The organism is Flavobacterium sp. LC2016-13, from assembly GCF_009707955.1.
Classification (GTDB): domain Bacteria; phylum Bacteroidota; class Bacteroidia; order Flavobacteriales; family Flavobacteriaceae; genus Flavobacterium.
Window position 1 is genome coordinate 1 of the sequence record NZ_WMDQ01000006.1, and the last position, 20,373, is coordinate 20,373.

Genomic DNA, 20,373 nt, shown 5'->3' on the forward strand with positions numbered 1-20,373 from the left:
CGAACCCACGACCTGCTGATTACAAATCAGCTGCTCTAGCCAACTGAGCTACGCTGGCGACTCATTACGGGTGCAAAGATAAGCCTGTTTTTCGTTTTTCCAAAAAAAAATCAAACTTTTTACACTTTTTTTTGACTACAATTCGTTGATTTTAGTAATCAATTGATTTGCAGTTTCTTCCAATTCAACATTTATTTGTTTGAAATGTGCTTTTTTATTTTCAACGTTCTTTGCATTTACTTTTGTGATCAAAGTATCAAAAGCAGCGATAGCTTCATCGATCAAAGCATTCGTTTCCGGAGTTGGATTTCCTGATGTAGACATTTCAAATAAGTAAATTGCCTCAATAATATCTCCTAATACGAAATTGATATCTTTCTTTAAATTTTTAACGTTTGCCATTTTATTTTAATTTTAATTTGCGACTGCAAAAGTACATATAATCTTTTTATTAAGTGCTATGAAATGTAAATTTCTAAAATTGAAGCTTTTCCGTTCAAAATAAATGCATTTATCTCAGCCGGAACCAAAATTGTATCTCCTTTTATGTAGGTATTTTTAAAACCATCATATTCAATTTCAAAACTTCCTTCGATACACATATAAACTGTAAAAGAAGCTCCGGATTTTTTAACCTCAACTTTACTTTCTAACGGAATAAAATTAGTTGTGAAATACGGGCAATCAACAACTACGTTTGAAGTATTTGCTTTTGAATCGTATTTCTTCTGCGTTTCAACCTTATTATAGTTTATTGCATCTAGTGCTAAATCTACATGTAATTCTCTTTTGTTTCCTTGTGCATCTACACGATCAAAATCATATAAACGATACGTAATATCTGATGTTTGTTGAATTTCGGCAACAACCAAACCGGCACCAATAGCGTGAACTGTTCCTGTTTCTAAAAAGAAAACGTCTCCGGCTTTTGCTTTCACATCATCCAGAATAGAAACTAATGTATTATCATGTAAATGTTTCAGGTACTCTTCTTTACTTGAATTTTCTTTAAATCCAACAATAATACGTGAATCAGCATCAGCTTGGGTTACAAACCACATTTCGGTTTTACCAAATGAATTATGACGCTCTTTTGCTAATTTATCATTTGGATGAACTTGTATCGAAAGATCTTCTCTTGCATCAAGATATTTAAAAAGTAACGGAAATTGTTTTCCAAAACGTTTATAAACCTCAGTTCCTAAAATTTCATTTGGCGTTTCATCAATAAGTTCCATCAATGATTTTCCTTTCAAAACTCCATTTGCTACAACACTAACATCGCCTTCTACAGTCGATAATTCCCAGCTTTCTCCGGTAATTTTAGAAGTAATTGGTTTGTTAAGAATTGTTTTTAGTTTTTCTCCTCCCCAGATTCTGTCTTTTAAAATGGGTTCAAATTGCAAAGGGTACATTTTCGGTTTCATAAGTTTATTTTGGGCTAATATTTATTACTTCTTTATTTTAACTAATTTACGATACTAATTCTTTGATGATTCCTAATGCTTTCGGAATATGTTTCGCTGCATTCATACTATCAAAAATATAAATCACAACACCATTTCTGTCTATTATATAAGTTACCCTTCCTGGTAAAAGACCAAATAAATTATTTCGAACACCAAAAAGATGTCTTAATTTTTTATCCTGATCTGATAACAATATAAAAGGCAATTCATGTTTTTTGGCAAATTTATGATGCGATTTTACGCTATCGCTGCTAATACCGATAACCTCGGCACCTAAATCTTTAAAGTCTTCGTATTGATCTCTAAAGCTGCAAGCTTCAGTCGTACAACCCGGTGTATTATCCTTTGGATAAAAATAAATTACAAGTGGCTTTCGTCCTAAAATACTTTGGCTTTCAAAAACTTCTCCGTGACTATTCTTTGCAGTAAAATTCGGAACTATATCTCCTATTTTTAATGACATTTATTATTCTCCTTTATAAGTTACAAAATTGCGGTCCGTTTCATTCAAAACGATTTCTAAATCAAAATCAGGTTGAATTTTTTTTCTAATTTTATTCCATATCACAACAGCAATATTTTCTGCTGTTGGATTCAAATCCTGAAATTCCGGAACATCCAGATTCAGGTTTTTGTGATCAAACGGTATTTCTACTTCTTCACGTATAATATCCGCTAATACTTTCACATCTAAAACAAAACCAGTTTCCGGGTCAATTTTTCCTGTAACACTAACTGTTAAACCATAATTGTGACCATGAAAATTAGGATTATTACATTTTCCAAAAACAGCATCGTTTTTCTCAAATGTCCAATCCTTCCTATGCAATCGATGTGCAGCATTAAAATGTGCTTTTCTTGATATGGTTACTTTCATTAGGTTTTTGGTTAGTATGGTTAAATTTTATGGTCTTCTAAATAATGATAAAATTCATCAAAAATTATTTTAAACCAAACGGTGTAAATCTCGGGCTGTTTTTCAATATCTGCTTTAATATCTTCAATTTTCATCCATTTCCAATCCTCTACTTCATCTAAATTTATAGCCGGATTGTCGTTATAATACCCAATCATAACATGATCGAGTTCATGTTCAGTCAAACCATTATCAAAAGGCGCTTTATATATAAAATGAAACAACTCTTTCAACTCGGTTTTAAAACCCATTTCTTCAAAAAGCCTTCTGCTTCCCGCCTGGATATTTGTTTCTCCTTCGCGTTGATGACTGCAACAAGTATTAGTCCAGAGTAAAGGTGAATGATATTTTTGATGCGCACGTTGCTGTAACATGATTTCATTGTTACTATTTAAAATAAAAACTGAAAAAGCTCGATGTAAAAGCGCCTTTTCGTGTGCTTCTAATTTTGGCATTAAACCAATTTGCTCATCTTTTTGATTGACTAATATTACGTTTTCTTCTATCATAGGGCATTTTGAACAAACAAAAATACGAAAAAAGAAATGGCTTGAAAATCTTAGAAAAGATTGTGAAAAGTTTAACGAGACAACATTTTCGTAAGACATTAATATTGAAGGTTATAGTTTTGATAAATTATTTAAAAACCTTTTAAAATAAGGCATAAAAACTAAATTTGTTTATTTAACGTAAATAAGAAAAGTTAAATCATACTTAAAAAAAACTCAATTGTAAACTAGCCGACATTTCTAAACGAACTCTAGTCGTACCTTTGATATTCCAAAAATAAAGCCTCATGAAAATTATGAACACAAAATCCCAATTTTTTAGCCTTTGCTTCTTAATTCCGCTTTTTATTTTTCAAGCTTGCGGACAATCTTCAAAAAAACAAAATACCAAAACTGTTGCAATGGAAAACAAAATCAGTAAACCCGGAAATCCATATTATTCTAATACCGACACAACTAAACTAAATGTGAGTGATGCCGAATGGAAAAAAGTCCTTCCGGAAGATGTTTACGCTGTAATGCGCCAGGCCGATACCGAAAGACCTTTTACAGGAAAATATTGGAACACGGATGAAAAAGGAACTTATTATTGCGCTTCATGCGGAAACAAACTTTTTAGATCCGGAGCAAAATTTGCAAGCAGCTGCGGCTGGCCAAGTTTTTTTGAACAAGACAACAAAAAAAGTGTTGTTTATAAAAATGATGATTCACTTGGAATGGAAAGAATTGAAGCATTATGCGGACGCTGTGGCGGACATTTAGGTCATTTATTTGATGATGGTCCTGAACCAACCGGAAAACGCTATTGCATGAACTCGATTGCCCTTGATTTTATTCCTGATAACAAATAATATAACGATGAAAAACATAATTGCTATTTGCCTTTTTGCACTTTCTTTAAACGGATTTGCTCAGGCAAAAAAAACTTCAAATCTTGAAACCATTACATTAGGCGGAGGCTGCTATTGGTGCGTTGAAGCCGTTTATGAAAATTTAAACGGAGTAAAATCTGTTGTCTCTGGATTTTCCGGAGGAAAAGTTGCTGATCCTACGTACGAAGAAGTTTGCACAGGAAAAACCGGTCATGCCGAAGTAGTACAAATAACGTATGACAAAACGGTAACCGATATTAATGAAATTTTTCAGGTTTTCTTTACCGTTCACGATCCTACAACTTTAAACAGACAAGGTGCTGATGTTGGAACTCAATATCGTTCTGTGATTTTTTATAAAAACGAAGAGCAAAAAAAAGCTGCTCAAAGTATTATTGCCGAACTTAACAAAGCAAAAGTTTACGACAGCCCAATTGTAACTAAAGTCGAGCCTTTTACAAAGTTTTATGAAGCCGAAGATTATCATCAGGATTATTATGCAAACAACAAAAGTCAGCCTTATTGCAAAATGGTGATTCAGCCTAAAATAGAGAAATTCGAAAAAGTCTTTAAAAGCAAATTAAAAAAGAAATAATTATTAATTACATATAAGAGTTGCCGTCCATTTTCATGGACGGTTTTTTTATGTCTTTTTTTTTTGCCACGAATTACACTAATTTTCACGAATTAGCATTATAAGCATTCTGCAGAAAAAAAATTAGTGCAAATTCCTGTAATTCGTGGCAAACCCTTTTCCTAAAAATCAATGCATATTTTTTGTAATTTGCATCGACCAAAAAACCAAAATTTATCATCAAAAAAAAATCAAAAAATGAAACGATTGTTGTTCCTTTTTATCTTTTTAATTACTATCAACCAAGCACATTCACAAGAAAATCTACCAACAGATTATTTATCAAAAGAATTCCATAAAGGACGAAGAGAAGCTTTCAGGGCATTAATGCCGGCAAATTCAGTAGCTGTAGTTTTTTCATATCCTGAAAGAGTTTTTTCAAGAGATATCAATTACAATTATCACGCAAATCCTGATATGTATTACCTAACAGGATATAAAGAACCTGATGCTGTTTTATTTATTTTTAAAGATGCACAAACAAATGGCGAAACTGAATTGTTTTTTGTCAGAGAAAAAAATGCAAATCGCGAAATGTGGACGGGAAGACGTTTAGGAATTGACGAAGCAAAATCTAAATTAGGAATTTCGACTGTTTATAACGGGAAAGATTTCAAGGATTTTGTCATTGATTTTAAAAAATTCGATAAAATCATTTACGATAAAATTCCAACCGATATTGGCAATAACAAAAGTGGTTTTGATCTTTTTGGCCTGCTTGAAAGTTTTAAAACGAAAGCTGAAATCACAAAAGAAGATGAACTTTCATTAGAGCTTTTCAGAACGATCACCAATTCACTTAGAGAAATAAAAACACCTGAGGAAATGGTTTTGATGCGCAAAACCGTAAAACTTTCCTGTATTGCACATAATGAGGTAATGAAAGCCGTTGGGCCTGATATGAGCGAAAATGAAGCTGACGGAATTCACGCTTACATTCACAGAAGATATGGCGCAGAAGACGAAGGTTATCCGCCAATTGTTGGCGCCGGAGCTAACGGATGTATTTTACATTACGGAGAAAACAACAGTACAAAAATCGACAATCAATTATTATTGATGGATGTTGGTTCAGAATATCACGGTTATTCTGCAGACGTTACCAGAACAATTCCGGCAAACGGAAAGTTTACTGCAGAACAAAAAGCCATTTATCAATTGGTTTATGATGCGCAGGAAGCCGTTTTTAAAATTTGTAAAGAAGGAACTCCCCTTGCAGATTTAAACAATAAAGCAAAAGAAGTTTTAGCTGCCGGTTTAATAAAATTAGGAATCATCACAGACCCAAAAGATGTAAAACTTTATTATCCACACGGTTGCTCGCACTTTCTTGGTTTAGATGTTCACGATAAAGGAAACTACAGCGGCCCAACAAGTCTTTTAAAAGAAAATATGGTAATTACTGTTGAACCGGGAATTTATATTCCGGCAAATAGCAAATGCGATAAAAAATGGTGGAATATTGGTGTTCGTATCGAAGATGATATTGCTATTAAAAAAGATTCATACGAAAATCTATCTGCTGATGCGCCAAGAAAATGGGATGAAATCGAAAAACTGGCTGCTCAAAAAAGCACTTTCAACGAAATGAAACTTCCTAAAATATAATTATTTTTTTCGCCACGAATTTCACGAATTAATTAGTGTAGATTCGTGAAATTCGTGGCAAAAAAACCAAAACCTCGTTTTATCTGAAGCGAGGTTTTTTTATGCATTTTTAAGACAAGGTTTTTAAAACTTAACCTGAATTTTCACGTACTTTGTATTCCTAAAAATATAAAAAAATGAAAGCACTTACCTTCTCTTCTTTCGGAGATTCAGATGTTTTAGAATATATCGAAATTCCGAACCCGAAATTAAAAAACGATGAAATTTTGGTCGAAATGAAAGCCATCGGATTAAATTTTGCCGATGTTTACAGACGAAAGGGAAATTATCATTTAAAAGGAAATCCACCTTTTATAGCCGGTTACGAAGGTGCCGGAATAGTTGTCGATGCCAATAATAATTCGGAATATAAAATTGGAGATCGTGTGGCTTTCGCCGATGCTCCTTTTGCAAATGCAGAATTGATTGCCGTTAACGTAGATCATGTTTTGCCGTTGCCGGAAGCCATTTCGTTTGAAACCGCAGCTTCTATATTATTGCAAGGTTTAACGGCGCATTATTTGGCGACCGACAGTCATAAAACTCAAAAAGGCGAAACAGTATTAATTCATGCTGTTGCTGGCGGAGTTGGGCAAATTTTAACTCAAATAAGCAAATTTTTAGGTGCAAATGTTATTGGCTTGACTTCCTCTTCAGACAAAGCAAAAGTTGCATATGAACAAGGAGCAGATCACGTTTTTCTATATAACGAAGATTGGAAATCGGATATTTTTAAAACAGTTCCTAAAGGTGTTGATGCTGTTTACGACAGTATCGGAAGCACATTAAAAGACAGTTTTGAAGTAACAAAAGAATGCGGTCAAGTTGTTTTCTTCGGAATGGCTGGCGGTGATCCTGAATTTGTAGATCCAAGAATGCTTATGGATGGCTCTAAAACATTAACCGGAGGCGATTTATGGAGTTATTTAAATTCTAAAGAAGAAAGAATTAAAAGAGCCAATCAATTATTTAACTGGATTATTGAAGGAAAAATAAAACTTTCAGAACCAACTTCTTTCAAATTATCAGAAGGAAAACTGGCGCATGATTATTTGGAAAGCAGAAAAAGTACCGGGAAAATTATCCTGATTCCGTAAATAATAATATGGGCGTGCCACCAATATAAAAAGAGGCTGACTATTGCAAACGCTTAGTCGCCCCTTTTTATATTGCTGTCGGGCTTTCGCTGCTACTTTGGTAGCTTAGCTCTATCCCTCACGCAGAGAACAGTTTTCAGTCTCAGCTTTCAGTTTTCACCATAATCTTGTCATCCCGAGGAACGAGGGATCACACTAGAAACTCCGCAAGCCAAATCGTCAATCTTTGTAGAGCTACTTGCAGAGATTTCTCGTTCCTCGAAATGACAAACTGAAACTGAATATCCTACAGCTGATTAACTTCAATCTTCGTTAATTCAGACAATTGTAAAATCCTGCCGACATCATCTTTATTAGCCACAAAAAACAAATAATTATCTCCTTGTGTATCATACGTCATTAATTCCAAATCTAATTTTTCTAAAGCAGTTTGAATATACGGAAACAAATCATGGCTATACGTTTCTTCGGGATATTCGAAATTGAGATCATGACCAATCATTTCTGAAATGAAATATTCAGCATTTTCAGCATCAAATTTCCAGTCACTGTTCCAGCAATCTATACTTTCAAAAAATGCCCAATGTCCTTCAACTTTAGCGTGATACTCTTTTGTTTCTTTTTGAAAATCCTTAAAAAGCTTTTTAGATTGTTTTTTTAGCAGTTTTTCTTCTGCATTTCCTCTTGAAACTAAATTGATAAACTCTTCAAAAGTTTCTACTGTAACTTCTTCAGCTTCTATTAGATTTTCCTGAGAAGGAAGTTCAATACTTTCCGGAATCTCAATATTCAAATACTGACAAATTCCCTGCAAAACAATTTTAAAATCTTTAATTCCAATTTCCTGAGTTTCATTTTCAGGATTATTAATATCCAACGCTTTAGAATCTAATAATCCTTTTGTGTAATCAAAAAAATGTCCGCTGGAATATAAAATTTTAAAATTGTTTGTTTCCAAACTATTTGTACTGCAAAAAAAGATTATGAAATTATTCAGCACATATTTAAAATGCTTTTTCATCTCCGTGCTCGGATCTGAATAAAACTGAAAATGTATAAAATCGTATTCTAATTCCTGTTGCATTACTTCATCAGTAAGAACTCCAATATCAATTTTTTTATACAATTCATTTAAAACTTCATAAGCATTTTTAAAACCCGCCTTTTCAATTTCCGCCTTTCCTTCTTCATGATCTAATGAAGTTGGAAATGTGAATAAATTAACCACAACAGAATCACGGATTCCTTTCATTTTAAATTCAATATTATCTGATTCATGATACAGATAAGCATAAATTGAATCGATAACATCAAAAGAAATAATAGATTCAGGGTCGTTATTTCGACCAAACAAATTAGAAAAGAAGTTTTTCATTGGCGTATACTATAAGATTATTTTTTATAATAAATATAAGATATTCCAATAAATAAAAAATCTGATTCAGGTATTATTTCAAAGTTTCCGCAATCATTAAAGCACATTTTTCGCCATCAATTGCAGCAGAAATAATTCCGCCTGCATATCCTGCTCCTTCTCCACACGGATATAAACCTTTTATTTGTAAATGCTCATAAGTTATAGGATCTCTGGGAATTCTAACTGGTGATGAAGTCCTGCTTTCCGGCGCATGCAAAATCGCTTCGTTGGTTAAATAACCGCGCATTGATTTCCCGAATTCCTTAAAACCTTCACGTAAAATCTGCGATAAAAATCCAGGAAAAACCTGTCCCATTTCTACCGAAGTTGTTCCGGGAACATACGATGTTTTCGGAATATCTGCTGAAACTTTATTTTGAGTAAAATCGATCATTCGCTGTGCAGGAACTTTTTGAGTTTCTCCTGCCAAATGCCATGCTTTTTGCTCAATGCTTTTTTGAAATTCCATTCCGGCCAAAGCACCAAATTTTGCAAAAGGTTTAAAATCTTCCAATTTCAATTCAATTACAATTCCCGAATTTGCCGTTGCCTGATCGCGTTTAGATGGCGACCAACCGTTTGTAACTACTTCGCCTGGACTTGTTGCACAAGGTGCAATTACACCACCCGGACACATACAAAATGAGTACATTCCGCGGCCGTTGACTTGTTTTACAATCGAATAGGGCGCCGGAGGTAAATGTTCTCCGCGGTAATCACAACTGTATTGAATACTGTCAATTAATTCCTGCGAATGCTCTGCACGAACTCCTAAAGCAAAAGGCTTGGCTTCGATAAAGATTTTCTTTTTATCTAATAATTCAAAAATATCTCGTGCCGAATGTCCGGTCGCTAAGATTAATTTATTCGCAAGAATCTTGTCTCCGTTTTGGGTTACAATTCCTTCAACTTCATTATTTTTTACAAGAATGTCAGTTACACGCGTATCAAATAAAACCTGACCACCAAACTCGATGATTTTATTTCGAATGTCTTCAATGATTTTAGGTAATTTATTTGTTCCGATATGCGGATGCGCTTCAACCAAAATATCTTCTGATGCTCCAAAAGCTACAAGAAGCTCTAAAATTCTGGTAACATCGCCACGTTTTTTAGAACGTGTATATAATTTCCCGTCAGAATATGTTCCTGCTCCTCCTTCTCCAAAACAATAATTAGAATCTTCGTTTACCAAATGATCAACGTTAATTGCTTTTAAGTCACGTCGGCGTCCGCGAACATCTTTTCCACGTTCGATTACAATTGGCTTTAAACCTAATTCTATTAATTGCAAAGCTGCAAAAAGTCCTGCCGGGCCAGCGCCAACAACAATTACTTCCTGAGCCGAAGAAACATCCTTATATATAGGTAGCTCTATTTTAGTTTCTGCAAATGCTTCTCCCTGCAAATAAATAAGCACTTTTAGGTTGATTTTTATTGCTTTTTGGCGTGCATCAATAGAGCGTTTTAGAATCGAAACGTGTTGAATTTCTTTTGGAGAAACTTTTATTTGTTTAGACAAATAGTCTTTTAGCAACAATTCGTTTGCGGCTATTTCTGGAGTTACCTGAAGTAAAAGTTCTCTTGGCATTGTATCTTATTTATTCTATTAGCTTTTCTGTCTATGAAAAGAACATGCAAAAATAACATTTTGAAATGAGATTATATCTCTACTATAAAATTTGCACGCAGATTTACGCAGATATAAGCAGATTTTACATTTATCTGTGCGTATTTTTTAGCCACAGATTAAATGGATTAAAAAGATTTGCTTCAAGAACAGTTAGACGCACTGCACTACGTCTCTACAAAAAAACTCAGAACCTCAAAACCTTTTTTTTCAAACTAACCTTTGTACCTTTGCCACTCAGAACCTTTGCACCTCAAAAAAAATGTCTAGAAAAATAAAATTGATTTGGGATTTTCGTGGCCCAGCTTCTGCAAAAACAGCAGAACATCATGAAATTCACTTAAAAGAATATATCGCAATAGAAAAGCTTCCATTGAATATTACAGGATTTACAATTATAAACGAAATGTTGGCAATTGCTTTTATGGTTGTTACCGATGAAAACATGATTCAGGTAAGAGATGCTTTGAAACCGCATCGTGGGGAAGTTTATACAGAATAAAATTCTAATAAAAAATTCCAAATTCCAAGCTATTATAGCCATTGAAATTTGGAATTTTTTATTTTACAGCAATTAGAAACTAATTTTATAATCGCTAAAGGTGTAGGTCTCATTTTTTTCTCCTGAAAGTTTTATGCTTTTAAATTCTACAACTTCATCATTCTTCATTTCATAACTATACACTTCTGGATCTTTTGCATTAGAAGAAAGTTCATAAAACTTTCCTTTTTCTGTCCACCATTTCCCTTTTTCGGTAAAAGTTTCTATTTGACAATCTTCTTTTGTGGTAAACATAATTACATATGTTCCGTTTTCAAATCTTTGCTGTATCCAGTGTTTTTCAACCCCTTCAATCTGTTTTTCAACTTCAAAACCTTTCCAGAGTCCAATTAATTTAGAATCTTGTTCTTTATTTTCTGTCGAAAAACCAAAAATCAACATTGTCAATACTAAAAAGCCTAATGATGTGAATACTAATGATGTTTTTTTCATAATAATTAGTTCAAGGGAATTTCAATTGTTTTTATATAATCATTTGAAAAAATAAATATAAAAGACTCTACCTCTTTATCAGCCTTGTAATCAGCTTCTTTCTGTTTTAAATATTTATTTTCTTTTTTATTACTATTTGAATTTTCAACTGCCAATTGATTTAAAAGCTTATCACTTTCAGCCGTCATTCCTTTAAATTCTTTTGCCTTTTGTTTGTATTCGTCAGTCTTTTTATAGTATTTAAAATATTTCTTTTTAAAATCCATAAATTCTTCAGCGGTTAATTTTTTAGATTTTACGTTTACTCCATTTTTTAATTCTATCAACGTATAATTTTCAAATATAGAACTATATCCCATATGAACATACTGCAGCATTTTTCCCGAAGGACAAATTAGAAGACCCGAATAAAAGTTACATTCAAAATTTTTATTCTCACCAAAAACTTCCTTGTAAATTGAGGTCAAAAAATAATCATCATTTCCCTTATAATCTTCTTTGTAAATATTCTCTACAACCAATTTTCCATCCAAAAACTGGAAATAAGCAATATAACCTCTCCAGTTTCCACTCGAGACCATAGTACTTAAATTTTTAGGTATTGGATGTAAATCAAAATATTCCTGTAAAGGATTTGACTGAATTGACAACGTATCTTTTCCGACTATCAAATAGTCTGGAGTTTGAGCTGTCGCAAATAATTTAGTTGAAATTAAAAAAACAAAAAGACAATAAAATTTTATAAATCCCATAAAAGCAATTTAATTCGCTACTTCACTAATAAACTTTATACGCATCAATCGCAATTCATCAATATCGTAGTCGCCATCGAATTCTTTTAGTGCGTCTTCGATTTTATCTGATTCTGATTCCATGAAGTAATCGTGAATTTCTTCTTGTTGATCGTCGTCAAGCATATCATCAACCCAATATTTGATATTTAGTTTGGTTCCAGAATATACAATTTGCTCCATTTCTTTAATAAGGGCATCCATTGTAAGTCCTTTCGCGGAAGCAATATCATTTAGTGATAATTTTCGATCTATATTTTGAATGATATATAATTTATTGGCAGAATTTACTCCGGTAGATTTTACCACTAAATCGTCTGGACGAATAATATCATTATCTTCAACATAACGGTTAATTAAGGTAACAAAGTCTCCACCGTATTTTTTGGCTTTTCCTTCACCAACACCGTGAATGTTGTATAATTCTGTTAAACTAATCGGATATTTTAAAGCCATGTCTTCAAGAGAAGGATCCTGAAAAACTACAAATGGAGGAACTCCCAGTTTTTTGGCTACTTTTTTACGCAACTCACGCAACATTCCCATTAAAACTTCATCAGCAGTTCCTGATGATTTTGCTGCTGTTACGATTGCTTCGTCTTCAGATTCGTTATATTCATGATCTTCAGACATCATAAATGAAACCGGACTTTTAATAAAATCCAATCCTTCCTGAGTGATTTTTATAATTCCGTAAGTTTCAATATCTTTTGATAGATAGCCCGTAACTAAAACTTGTCGTAGCAAAGCCATCCAATATTTTTCGTCATGACCAGAACCTGCACCAAAATAAGGCTGTGTATCTGTTTTATGCGCTTTAATTACAGCGTTTATTCTACCTATTAAAGTAAAGACAATTTCTTTTGATTTGTAGATATGCTTGGTATCGCGAACAATCTCTAACAATTTAACGACTTGTTCTTTCGCTTCAATTTTATTTTTAGGATTACGAACGTTGTCATCCATATCTGCTCCTTCGCCTGTTTCACTGTCAAATTCTTCACCAAAATAATGCAGTAAAAACTTTCTTCTTGACATTGATGTTTCGGCATAAGCCACAACTTCCTGTAATAATGCAAAACCAATTTCCTGTTCAGCAACGGGTTTTCCAGACATGAATTTCTCCAGCTTTTCTACATCTTTATAAGAGTAATAGGCTAAACAATGTCCTTCTCCTCCATCACGACCTGCACGACCGGTTTCCTGATAATAACTTTCTAATGATTTTGGAATATCATGGTGAATTACAAAACGAACATCGGGTTTGTCAATTCCCATTCCAAATGCGATTGTTGCAACTACAACATCTACATCTTCCATCAAAAACATATCCTGATGTTTGGCTCTAGTTTTTGCATCTAAACCTGCGTGATACGGCACGGCACTAATTCCGTTAACCTGTAAAACTTCGGCAATCGATTCTACTTTTTTACGGCTCAAACAGTAAATAATTCCTGATTTGCCTTTATGTTGTTTGATGAACCGAATAATATCCGATTCTATATTTTTAGTTTTTGTACGAACTTCGTAATATAAATTAGGTCTGTTGAATGATGCTTTAAAAGTAGTTGCATCAGACATATCCAGGTTTTTAAGAATATCTTCCTGAACTTTTGGTGTTGCGGTTGCAGTAAGTCCTATAATAGGTACCTGACCCAATTGTTTGATTATATTTTTTAGGTTTCGGTATTCCGGCCTAAAATCATGTCCCCATTCTGAGATACAATGTGCTTCATCAATAGCCACAAACGAAATAGGCACACTTTGCAAAAATGCTACATATTCTTCTTTTGTTAAAGACTCTGGTGCTACATACAAAAGTTTTGTTAAGCCGGAAGTTATGTCTTTTTTTACTTGTGCAATCTCAGTTTTTGTGAGTGAGGAATTTAATACGTGCGCAATTCCGTTTTCTGAAGAAAGGCTTCGAATAGCATCAACCTGATTTTTCATCAAAGCAATTAAAGGAGAAACAACAATAGCTGTTCCGTCCTGAATTAAAGCGGGTAATTGATAACAAAGAGACTTTCCACCGCCTGTAGGCATAATTACAAATGTATTCTCTTTACCTAATATACTTGTAATGACTTGCTCCTGCAAGCCTTTAAATTGGCTAAAGCCGAAATACTTCTTTAATTCCTTGTGTATTTCAATTTCGTTTGAATTCATTCTTTATATTAATGGATATTTTGTATAAATTTGCAACACATAAAGATACAACTTTCTTTTATACATACAAATTTTAAATATCCTGTTTTGATTACAAAAGAAAATATATTGGCGATCGCCAAAAAAACAATACTCTCTGAAAGTGAAGCAATTACAAAGCTAATTGATTTTCTGGACGAAAATTTCTACGAAGCAACCCAACGTATTTACGAAACTAAAGGCCGATTGATCGTTACAGGCATCGGAAAAAGCGCCATTATTGCTCAAAAAATGGTAGCCACTTTTAACTCAACCGGAACGCCATCTATGTTCCTGCATGCTTCAGAAGCCATTCACGGTGATTTAGGCATGATTCAGAAAGAAGATATCATTATTTGCATTTCAAAAAGTGGTAATAGTCCTGAAATCAAAGTTTTAGTTCCTTTATTAAAACGTTTCGGAAATATTCTGATTGCTATTACAGGAAATATAACTTCATCTTTGGCAAAAGGTTCTGATTATGTTTTGAACACTACAGTCGATATGGAAGCTTGTCCTATCAACTTGGCACCAACAAACAGTACAACGGCTCAACTTGTAATGGGTGACGCTCTTGCAGTTTGCCTTATGGAAATGCGCGATTTTAAACCAGAAGATTTTGCGGTTTATCACCCGGGCGGAGCTTTAGGTAAAAAATTATTGCTTCGTGTAAAAGACATGATTGAACATTCGTTAAAACCTCAAGTTACTCCGGAAACTTCGGTTAAAAAGGTGATTTTTGAAATCTCAGAAAAAAGATTAGGTGTAACAGCCGTTATCGAAAATGATAAAATTATCGGAATTATTACTGACGGAGACATCCGAAGAATGCTAAATGACGTAGATACTATTGCTGACTTAACTGCAAAAGATATTATGTCAAGAAATCCTAAATTAGTATCTTCGGAAACCATGGCGGTAGATGCTCTGAATATTTTAGAAGATTTTTCGATAACACAGCTAATTGTTGCTGACAATGGCGAGTACAAAGGAGTATTACATTTACATGACATTTTAAAAGAAGGAATCGTATAATGGCAAAAAAAAACCTTGGCGAGATGTCATTTTTAGACCATCTTGAAGAATTAAGATGGTTATTAGTTAGAAGTACAATTGCCATCATGATAATGGCTTTTGTTACCTATTTTATTAGTGATTATTTATTTGATCAAATTATTTTAGGCCCCATAAGACCAACATTTTTTACTTACGTTTGGTTTTGTGACTTATCACATCAATTAGGATTTGCTGACAGTATTTGTATTACCGAACTGAATTTCATTATTCAGAATACGGAAATGGAAGGACAAGTAAATATTTTTGTCTGGATGTGTCTTTTGGCTGGTTTTATTTTGAGTTTTCCTTATATTTTATGGGAACTTTGGAAATTTATTAGCCCGGCTTTGTATGAGAAAGAAAGAAAAAATGCGAGAGTATTTATTTTCACTTCTTCCCTTTTATTCTTCTTAGGTGTATTATTTGGTTATTTTATTGTAATTCCGATGTCTGTAAATTTCGTTGCGACTTTCTCTGTGAGTGATGTTGTAAAAAATCAATTTACATTAGAATCTTATATGGGAATGGTAAAAACGAGTGTTCTTGCCAGCGGATTATTTTTCGAATTGCCTATTATTATTTATTTCTTAACAAAATTAGGATTAGTAACTCCTGAGTTTTTAAGAAAATATTGGAAATATGCCGTTGTATTAATCCTGATTATTGCTGCAATTGTTACGCCTCCGGATGTTGTGAGTCAAACTATTGTTGCGATACCAATGTTGATTATATATGAAGTAAGTATCCTGATTTCGAGGATTGTTTATAAAAATAAATTAAAAGATAATGTCTGATATCATTCAAGAATTTAACGACTATCGTTCTAAAATGAACGAAAAATTATTGGCTGACAACAATAAAATTGTAAAGCGAATTTTTAATCTTGACACTAACGCTTATGCTGCCGGAGCTCTTGATGTAAAAACAAAAGAACTTTTAGGATTGGTCGCTTCTGCGGTTTTACGTTGCGATGATTGCGTAAAATACCATTTAGAAACCAGCCATAAAGAAGGTGTTACCAAAGAAGAAATGATGGAAGCAATGGGAATTGCAACTCTTGTTGGAGGAACAATTGTTATTCCTCATTTAAGAAGAGCTTACGAATTCTGGGAAGCTTTAGAAGAATCTGAAACTAAATAATTGTTAATAGGTTTATTTGTTGAATCGTTTATTCGTTTATTTGCAACGACTAAACGATTTATCGATTAAACAACTAAACAGTTAAACGATTAAAATTAAAAAATGAAATTAAGAGCCGATAATTTAATCAAAACTTATAAAGGACGCAGCGTTGTAAAAGGAATTTCTGTTGAAGTAAATCAAGGGGAAATCGTTGGACTTTTGGGACCAAACGGTGCCGGAAAAACAACTTCATTTTACATGATTGTTGGACTGGTAAAACCAAATCAGGGAAATATTTATCTTGATGATTTGAATATTACTGATTATCCGATGTACAAACGTGCTCAACAAGGAATCGGTTATTTGGCTCAGGAAGCTTCGGTATTTAGAAAATTAAGTATTGAAGATAATATCTTAAGCGTTTTACAATTGACCAAACTTTCTAAAGAGGCACAAATTGCAAAAATGGAGAGTTTAATTGAAGAATTTAGTTTAGAACATATTCGTACTAACCGAGGCGATTTACTTTCAGGAGGAGAACGCCGTCGTACCGAAATTGCACGTGCTTTGGCAACTGATCCAAAATTTATTTTACTGGATGAGCCTTTTGCCGGAGTTGACCCGGTTGCAGTTGAGGATATCCAGAGAATTGTTGCGCAATTAAAAAACAAAAACATCGGAATTCTAATTACGGATCACAACGTTCAGGAAACATTAGCAATTACCGATAAAACATACTTAATGTTTGAAGGTGGAATCCTAAAAGCGGGAATTCCTGAAGAATTGGTTGAAGATGAAATGGTTCGCCGTGTTTATCTTGGACAAAACTTCGAACTTCGTAAAAAGAAACTTGAGTTTTAAAAAAGTATTCAGTTTTCAGTCGCAGTTTTCCGTTTTTGACTGCGACTAAAAACTTTTTAAAGATATGAATTCAGAAAAACCAACTCAGGAAGATTACGACAATTGGCACAAAGATCCAAACAATTGGTATTTGCTCTGTTTTTATTATAATCCAAAAGACAAAAGATTATTTCCCCCTAAGAGAATACCATCCATGGGTAATACGATTAATTTCGCCAATCCTTTTTCTACTTTTATTATTTTAGCGATACTGTCAATAGCTGTTCTCGGATTATTATCCAGATAAACAGCATATCAGTTAAACTGAAAATTACTCAACAGTAATAAATTGCAATTGTTCTAAATCGCCGTTGTAGATATTCACATCAACACGATGTTCAACTCCTGGCAATGATGCTTTTTCTGTAAACTGCCAAAAAAGCCAGTCATCTTCAATTTTTTCTCTGTAGAAATTGTAGTTGGCAATCCAAAACAAATATTCTCCAAATTCTTCTTTTAAGAAATCACTGTAATAGCGTTCTCCCGTATAAATTATCGGACGAACCTGATAATGCGCTTCTACTTTAGTCAACCATCTTTTTAAGCCTTTTTTCAAACTATCTAAAGATTGGTTTTTGGGTAATTTCTCAATATCTAAAACCGGAGGCAAATCGCCTTTTTGCAATTTTACTGTTTTAATAAAAAGATTGGCTTGTTCTATTGAATTTTCGTTTGGACGATAATAATGATACGCGCCACGCATAATTTTATTTTCTTTTGCGCCTTCCCAATTATGTTTAAACTGTCTGTCGACTCTGTCATTTCCGGCCGTTGCGCGAATAAAAACAAATTTTACAGGATATTTTTCTTCAAGGATCTCAACGTCATCCCAATCGACAGTTCCCTGAAATTCAGAAACGTCGATTCCAATCACTTTTCCTTTGTGATTTTCCAGAACCTGAATGTTTCGCACATCCGAAAGATGTTTATCAACTTCATCCTCTTCTAAAACCTTTCCTGATTTAAAACCAAGATAAAAAGCTAATCCGGCGCGATAATGATAAATAGTCGCAAGCAAAACCAAGGCTAAAAAAGAAAATACAATAAAGCGAATCACTCTGCTAAAAACAGACCGTGTTGGTTGAGATTTTCGGGAATAAGAAGTTCGTCGTGTCGTTTTTCTTGCCATTCGAATAAAACTACTTTTTCAGAAACAGATTATTTACGATCGAAAGCAATACGTAAAAAATGATGATTAAAGGAATTGCAATGTAATGAAGCAATACTACCAATACGATAGAAATCAATAAAAATACTACTTGAAGTGCATTATCTTTAAGATTGAATTTCTTGATTTTCAAAGAAAATAACGGAATTTCAGCATTCAAAATATAAGCACTACACAACGTAATTATTAATAAAATCCATTGATTCGTTAAAATTTCCAGCATGAATAAAGAATCTGAAAATTTAAGAACTAATGGCAAACTCAAAATAAAAAGTGAGTTAGCCGGCGTTGGCAAACCAATAAAAGAATCAGTTTGGCGTGTATCGATATTAAAATTCGCTAATCTGTAGCAAGATCCTAAAGTTACTATGAATCCTAAAAACGGAATGGCAGGATTTGTTCCTAATTCATGAGCACTGTTTAGAAACATTGTGTACATAACAAAACCAGGAGCAACGCCACTTGTTACCATATCTGCTAAAGAATCTAATTGTAAACCAAGCGGGCTTGACACTTTGAATAATCTGGCGAAAAAACCATCAAAAAAATCAAAAAAGATCCCTAAACAAACAAAATAAAAAGCCATTTCGTAGTTTGAGGAATCACCCGTTTGAATCGCTTTAGAAACAAAAACAACTGCGATGCAACCACAAAAAAGATTAATTAACGTAATTAGGTTTGGAATGTGCTTTTTAATATTCATGATTTATTTTTGATAAATGGTAAGCAGCAAATTTAACATAATAACTGTATCTAAATTGTGTTTTATGAAGAGTTTTTTAGCCGAAATTCACACTTTCGTAATATTTATCGAAAGGAAGAAATTAGATGAGTAAAATATTATATTTTTGATAAAAATTAAAACAGGCTTCGGTTTGCAAAAAAATATCCTTTGAAGAAACTTTTTGGGCTTTTATTATTTTGGAGTTGCACTACACAATATGCACAAACTGTTCGAAAATATTCGAATGAGTTTATGAACATTGGTGTTGATGCTGCAGCATTAGGAATGTCGAGTGCTGTGGTTGCCTCTACAGATGATGTAAATGCAGTTTATTGGAATCCGGCTGGTTTAACGCATCTTGAAGATCATCAGATTTCGTTGATGCATGCCAATTATTTTGCAAATATTGCGCAGTACGATTATATAGGATATGCAAGTCCAATTGACGACAGAAGCGCCTGGGGAATTTCGATGATTCGTTTTGGTGTCGATGATATTTTAGATACTACGGAATTAATCGATAATCAGGGAAATATAGATTATAATCGTGTTAGTTTATTCTCAACAGCTGATTATGCTTTTACATTTTCGTATGCAAAAAAATTACCTGTTGAGGGTTTTCAATATGGCGTTAATGCAAAGGTTATTCGCAGGATTATTGGAAAATTTGCTAATTCGTGGGGATTTGGTTTTGATTTTGGGCTTCAGTTTGAAAAAAACGACTGGAAATTCGGTTTGATGCTTCGCGATATTACCACAACTTATAATGTTTGGAATATTGATGAGGAAGAATACAAAAAAATTGCGAATGCTATTCCGGGAGAAAATACCGAATTGCCGGAAAGCACAGAAATCACTTTACCAAAAGCGCAATTAGGAGTTTCGAAAAAAATTGAATTCCATAATGATTACAGCCTTTTAATAGCCACAAACCTAAACATGCGTTTTGAGCAGACTAACGATATTATTTCATCAAAAGTAGTTAGTATTGATCCCGCAATTGGTTTTGAAGGTGGTTATACTGACTTGGTTTTTTTAAGAGCCGGTGTAGGAAATTTTCAAAATGTAACGCAGTTAGACAATAGCGAAAAAGTAAACTTTCAACCTAATATTGGGTTAGGCTTTAAGTATAAAGGCATTCAGGTAGATTATGCTTTAACTGATTTAGGAAATCAAAGTACCGCTTTATACTCAAATATTTTCTCATTGAAAGTAGATTTAGGTATCTTTAGATAATAATTAA

Annotated in this window: 23 protein-coding genes; 11 read left to right on the top strand and 12 right to left on the bottom strand. The window is 33.4% G+C overall.

Features of this window, described 5'->3' with window-relative positions; translation table 11 throughout:
• Nucleotides 1–135: 135 nt before the first annotated feature.
• The 5 genes from GKZ86_RS13285 to idi are packed head-to-tail and all read right to left on the bottom strand — an operon-like array spanning nt 136 to nt 2,894.
• Nucleotides 136–402 carry a hypothetical protein gene (locus GKZ86_RS13285; RefSeq protein ID WP_059114230.1) on the bottom strand — a complete coding sequence of 89 codons (267 nt, stop codon included), beginning with the start codon at nt 400–402 and terminating at the stop codon, nt 136–138.
• Between the two features lie 56 nt (nt 403–458).
• Complete coding sequence (locus tag GKZ86_RS13290) at nt 459–1,427, bottom strand: type I phosphomannose isomerase catalytic subunit (RefSeq protein ID WP_154783597.1); 969 nt, start codon at nt 1,425–1,427, stop codon at nt 459–461.
• A 46-nt stretch (nt 1,428–1,473) separates the two neighbouring features.
• Nucleotides 1,474–1,932 carry a peroxiredoxin gene (locus GKZ86_RS13295; RefSeq protein ID WP_154783598.1) on the bottom strand — a complete coding sequence of 153 codons (459 nt, stop codon included), beginning with the start codon at nt 1,930–1,932 and terminating at the stop codon, nt 1,474–1,476.
• Nucleotides 1,933–1,935: 3 nt separating this feature from the next.
• Complete coding sequence (locus tag GKZ86_RS13300; protein WP_154783599.1) at nt 1,936–2,346, bottom strand: 6-carboxytetrahydropterin synthase; 411 nt, start codon at nt 2,344–2,346, stop codon at nt 1,936–1,938.
• 20 nt (nt 2,347–2,366) lie between these two features.
• Entirely contained in the window at nt 2,367–2,894 is a 528-nt protein-coding gene (idi, locus tag GKZ86_RS13305) for an isopentenyl-diphosphate Delta-isomerase (RefSeq protein WP_154783600.1), read from the bottom strand.
• Between the two features lie 296 nt (nt 2,895–3,190).
• On the opposite strand from idi, the gene msrB reads away from it, so the two are divergent.
• From msrB to GKZ86_RS13325, 4 genes are all read left to right on the top strand, one after another.
• Nucleotides 3,191–3,745, top strand: coding sequence for a peptide-methionine (R)-S-oxide reductase MsrB (gene msrB, locus GKZ86_RS13310; protein ID WP_154783845.1), 555 nt, complete (start codon nt 3,191–3,193; stop codon nt 3,743–3,745).
• A 7-nt stretch (nt 3,746–3,752) separates the two neighbouring features.
• Nucleotides 3,753–4,361, top strand: coding sequence for a peptide-methionine (S)-S-oxide reductase MsrA (gene msrA, locus GKZ86_RS13315; protein ID WP_154783601.1), 609 nt, complete (start codon nt 3,753–3,755; stop codon nt 4,359–4,361).
• 237 nt (nt 4,362–4,598) lie between these two features.
• The gene (locus GKZ86_RS13320) at nt 4,599–6,008 is read left to right on the top strand and encodes an aminopeptidase P N-terminal domain-containing protein (protein ID WP_154783602.1); all 1,410 of its coding nucleotides are present in this window, start codon (nt 4,599–4,601) and stop codon (nt 6,006–6,008) included.
• Between the two features lie 176 nt (nt 6,009–6,184).
• Nucleotides 6,185–7,144, top strand: coding sequence for a quinone oxidoreductase (locus tag GKZ86_RS13325; RefSeq protein WP_154783603.1), 960 nt, complete (start codon nt 6,185–6,187; stop codon nt 7,142–7,144).
• A 286-nt stretch (nt 7,145–7,430) separates the two neighbouring features.
• Here the strand turns inward: GKZ86_RS13325 and GKZ86_RS13330 are convergent, their stop codons facing one another.
• Nucleotides 7,431–8,519 (bottom strand): hypothetical protein, encoded by a 1,089-nt coding sequence (locus GKZ86_RS13330; RefSeq protein ID WP_154783604.1) that lies wholly within the window; start codon nt 8,517–8,519, stop codon nt 7,431–7,433.
• Between the two features lie 73 nt (nt 8,520–8,592).
• Nucleotides 8,593–10,152, bottom strand: coding sequence for an NAD(P)/FAD-dependent oxidoreductase (locus tag GKZ86_RS13335; RefSeq protein WP_154783605.1), 1,560 nt, complete (start codon nt 10,150–10,152; stop codon nt 8,593–8,595).
• Nucleotides 10,153–10,453: 301 nt separating this feature from the next.
• On the opposite strand from GKZ86_RS13335, the gene GKZ86_RS13340 reads away from it, so the two are divergent.
• Nucleotides 10,454–10,693, top strand: a complete 240-nt coding sequence (locus GKZ86_RS13340; RefSeq protein ID WP_154783606.1) for a hypothetical protein — start codon at nt 10,454–10,456, stop codon at nt 10,691–10,693.
• Between the two features lie 72 nt (nt 10,694–10,765).
• Here the strand turns inward: GKZ86_RS13340 and GKZ86_RS13345 are convergent, their stop codons facing one another.
• Genes GKZ86_RS13345 through recQ form a run of 3 tightly spaced genes read right to left on the bottom strand, consistent with a single transcriptional unit; the run spans nt 10,766 to nt 14,142 of the window.
• Entirely contained in the window at nt 10,766–11,185 is a 420-nt protein-coding gene (locus GKZ86_RS13345) for a hypothetical protein (RefSeq protein ID WP_154783607.1), read from the bottom strand.
• A gap of 5 nt (nt 11,186–11,190) precedes the next feature.
• Entirely contained in the window at nt 11,191–11,937 is a 747-nt protein-coding gene (locus GKZ86_RS13350; protein ID WP_154783608.1) for a hypothetical protein, read from the bottom strand.
• Nucleotides 11,938–11,946: 9 nt separating this feature from the next.
• A complete protein-coding gene (recQ, locus tag GKZ86_RS13355) occupies nt 11,947–14,142 on the bottom strand; it encodes a DNA helicase RecQ (protein ID WP_154783609.1) in 2,196 nt (731 codons plus the stop codon).
• An 87-nt stretch (nt 14,143–14,229) separates the two neighbouring features.
• On the opposite strand from recQ, the gene GKZ86_RS13360 reads away from it, so the two are divergent.
• The 5 genes from GKZ86_RS13360 (at nt 14,230) to GKZ86_RS13380 (ending at nt 17,485) form a co-directional block, all read left to right on the top strand.
• Complete coding sequence (locus GKZ86_RS13360; protein ID WP_154783610.1) at nt 14,230–15,195, top strand: SIS domain-containing protein; 966 nt, start codon at nt 14,230–14,232, stop codon at nt 15,193–15,195.
• A complete protein-coding gene (gene tatC / locus GKZ86_RS13365) occupies nt 15,195–16,010 on the top strand; it encodes a twin-arginine translocase subunit TatC (RefSeq protein ID WP_154783611.1) in 816 nt (271 codons plus the stop codon). Before GKZ86_RS13360 ends, tatC begins: the two co-directional genes overlap by 1 nt.
• Nucleotides 16,003–16,356 carry a carboxymuconolactone decarboxylase family protein gene (locus GKZ86_RS13370; RefSeq protein ID WP_154783612.1) on the top strand — a complete coding sequence of 118 codons (354 nt, stop codon included), beginning with the start codon at nt 16,003–16,005 and terminating at the stop codon, nt 16,354–16,356. Before tatC ends, GKZ86_RS13370 begins: the two co-directional genes overlap by 8 nt.
• Before the next feature lie 102 nt (nt 16,357–16,458).
• Nucleotides 16,459–17,199, top strand: a complete 741-nt coding sequence (gene lptB, locus GKZ86_RS13375; RefSeq protein ID WP_031455966.1) for an LPS export ABC transporter ATP-binding protein — start codon at nt 16,459–16,461, stop codon at nt 17,197–17,199.
• 64 nt (nt 17,200–17,263) lie between these two features.
• Complete coding sequence (locus GKZ86_RS13380) at nt 17,264–17,485, top strand: DUF5808 domain-containing protein (RefSeq protein ID WP_154783613.1); 222 nt, start codon at nt 17,264–17,266, stop codon at nt 17,483–17,485.
• Nucleotides 17,486–17,509: 24 nt separating this feature from the next.
• Here the strand turns inward: GKZ86_RS13380 and GKZ86_RS13385 are convergent, their stop codons facing one another.
• Together GKZ86_RS13385 and GKZ86_RS13390 are read right to left on the bottom strand one after the other, a co-directional pair.
• Entirely contained in the window at nt 17,510–18,367 is an 858-nt protein-coding gene (locus GKZ86_RS13385; RefSeq protein WP_154783614.1) for a glycoside hydrolase family 25 protein, read from the bottom strand.
• A gap of 10 nt (nt 18,368–18,377) precedes the next feature.
• On the bottom strand, nt 18,378–19,109 hold the full coding sequence (locus GKZ86_RS13390; protein ID WP_154783615.1) for a phosphatidylcholine/phosphatidylserine synthase: 732 nt from the start codon (nt 19,107–19,109) through the stop codon (nt 18,378–18,380).
• Between the two features lie 189 nt (nt 19,110–19,298).
• Here GKZ86_RS13390 and GKZ86_RS13395 point away from each other — a divergent pair, with 189 nt between their 5' ends.
• On the top strand, nt 19,299–20,366 hold the full coding sequence (locus tag GKZ86_RS13395) for a PorV/PorQ family protein (protein ID WP_255460050.1): 1,068 nt from the start codon (nt 19,299–19,301) through the stop codon (nt 20,364–20,366).
• Nucleotides 20,367–20,373: the final 7 nt, after the last annotated feature.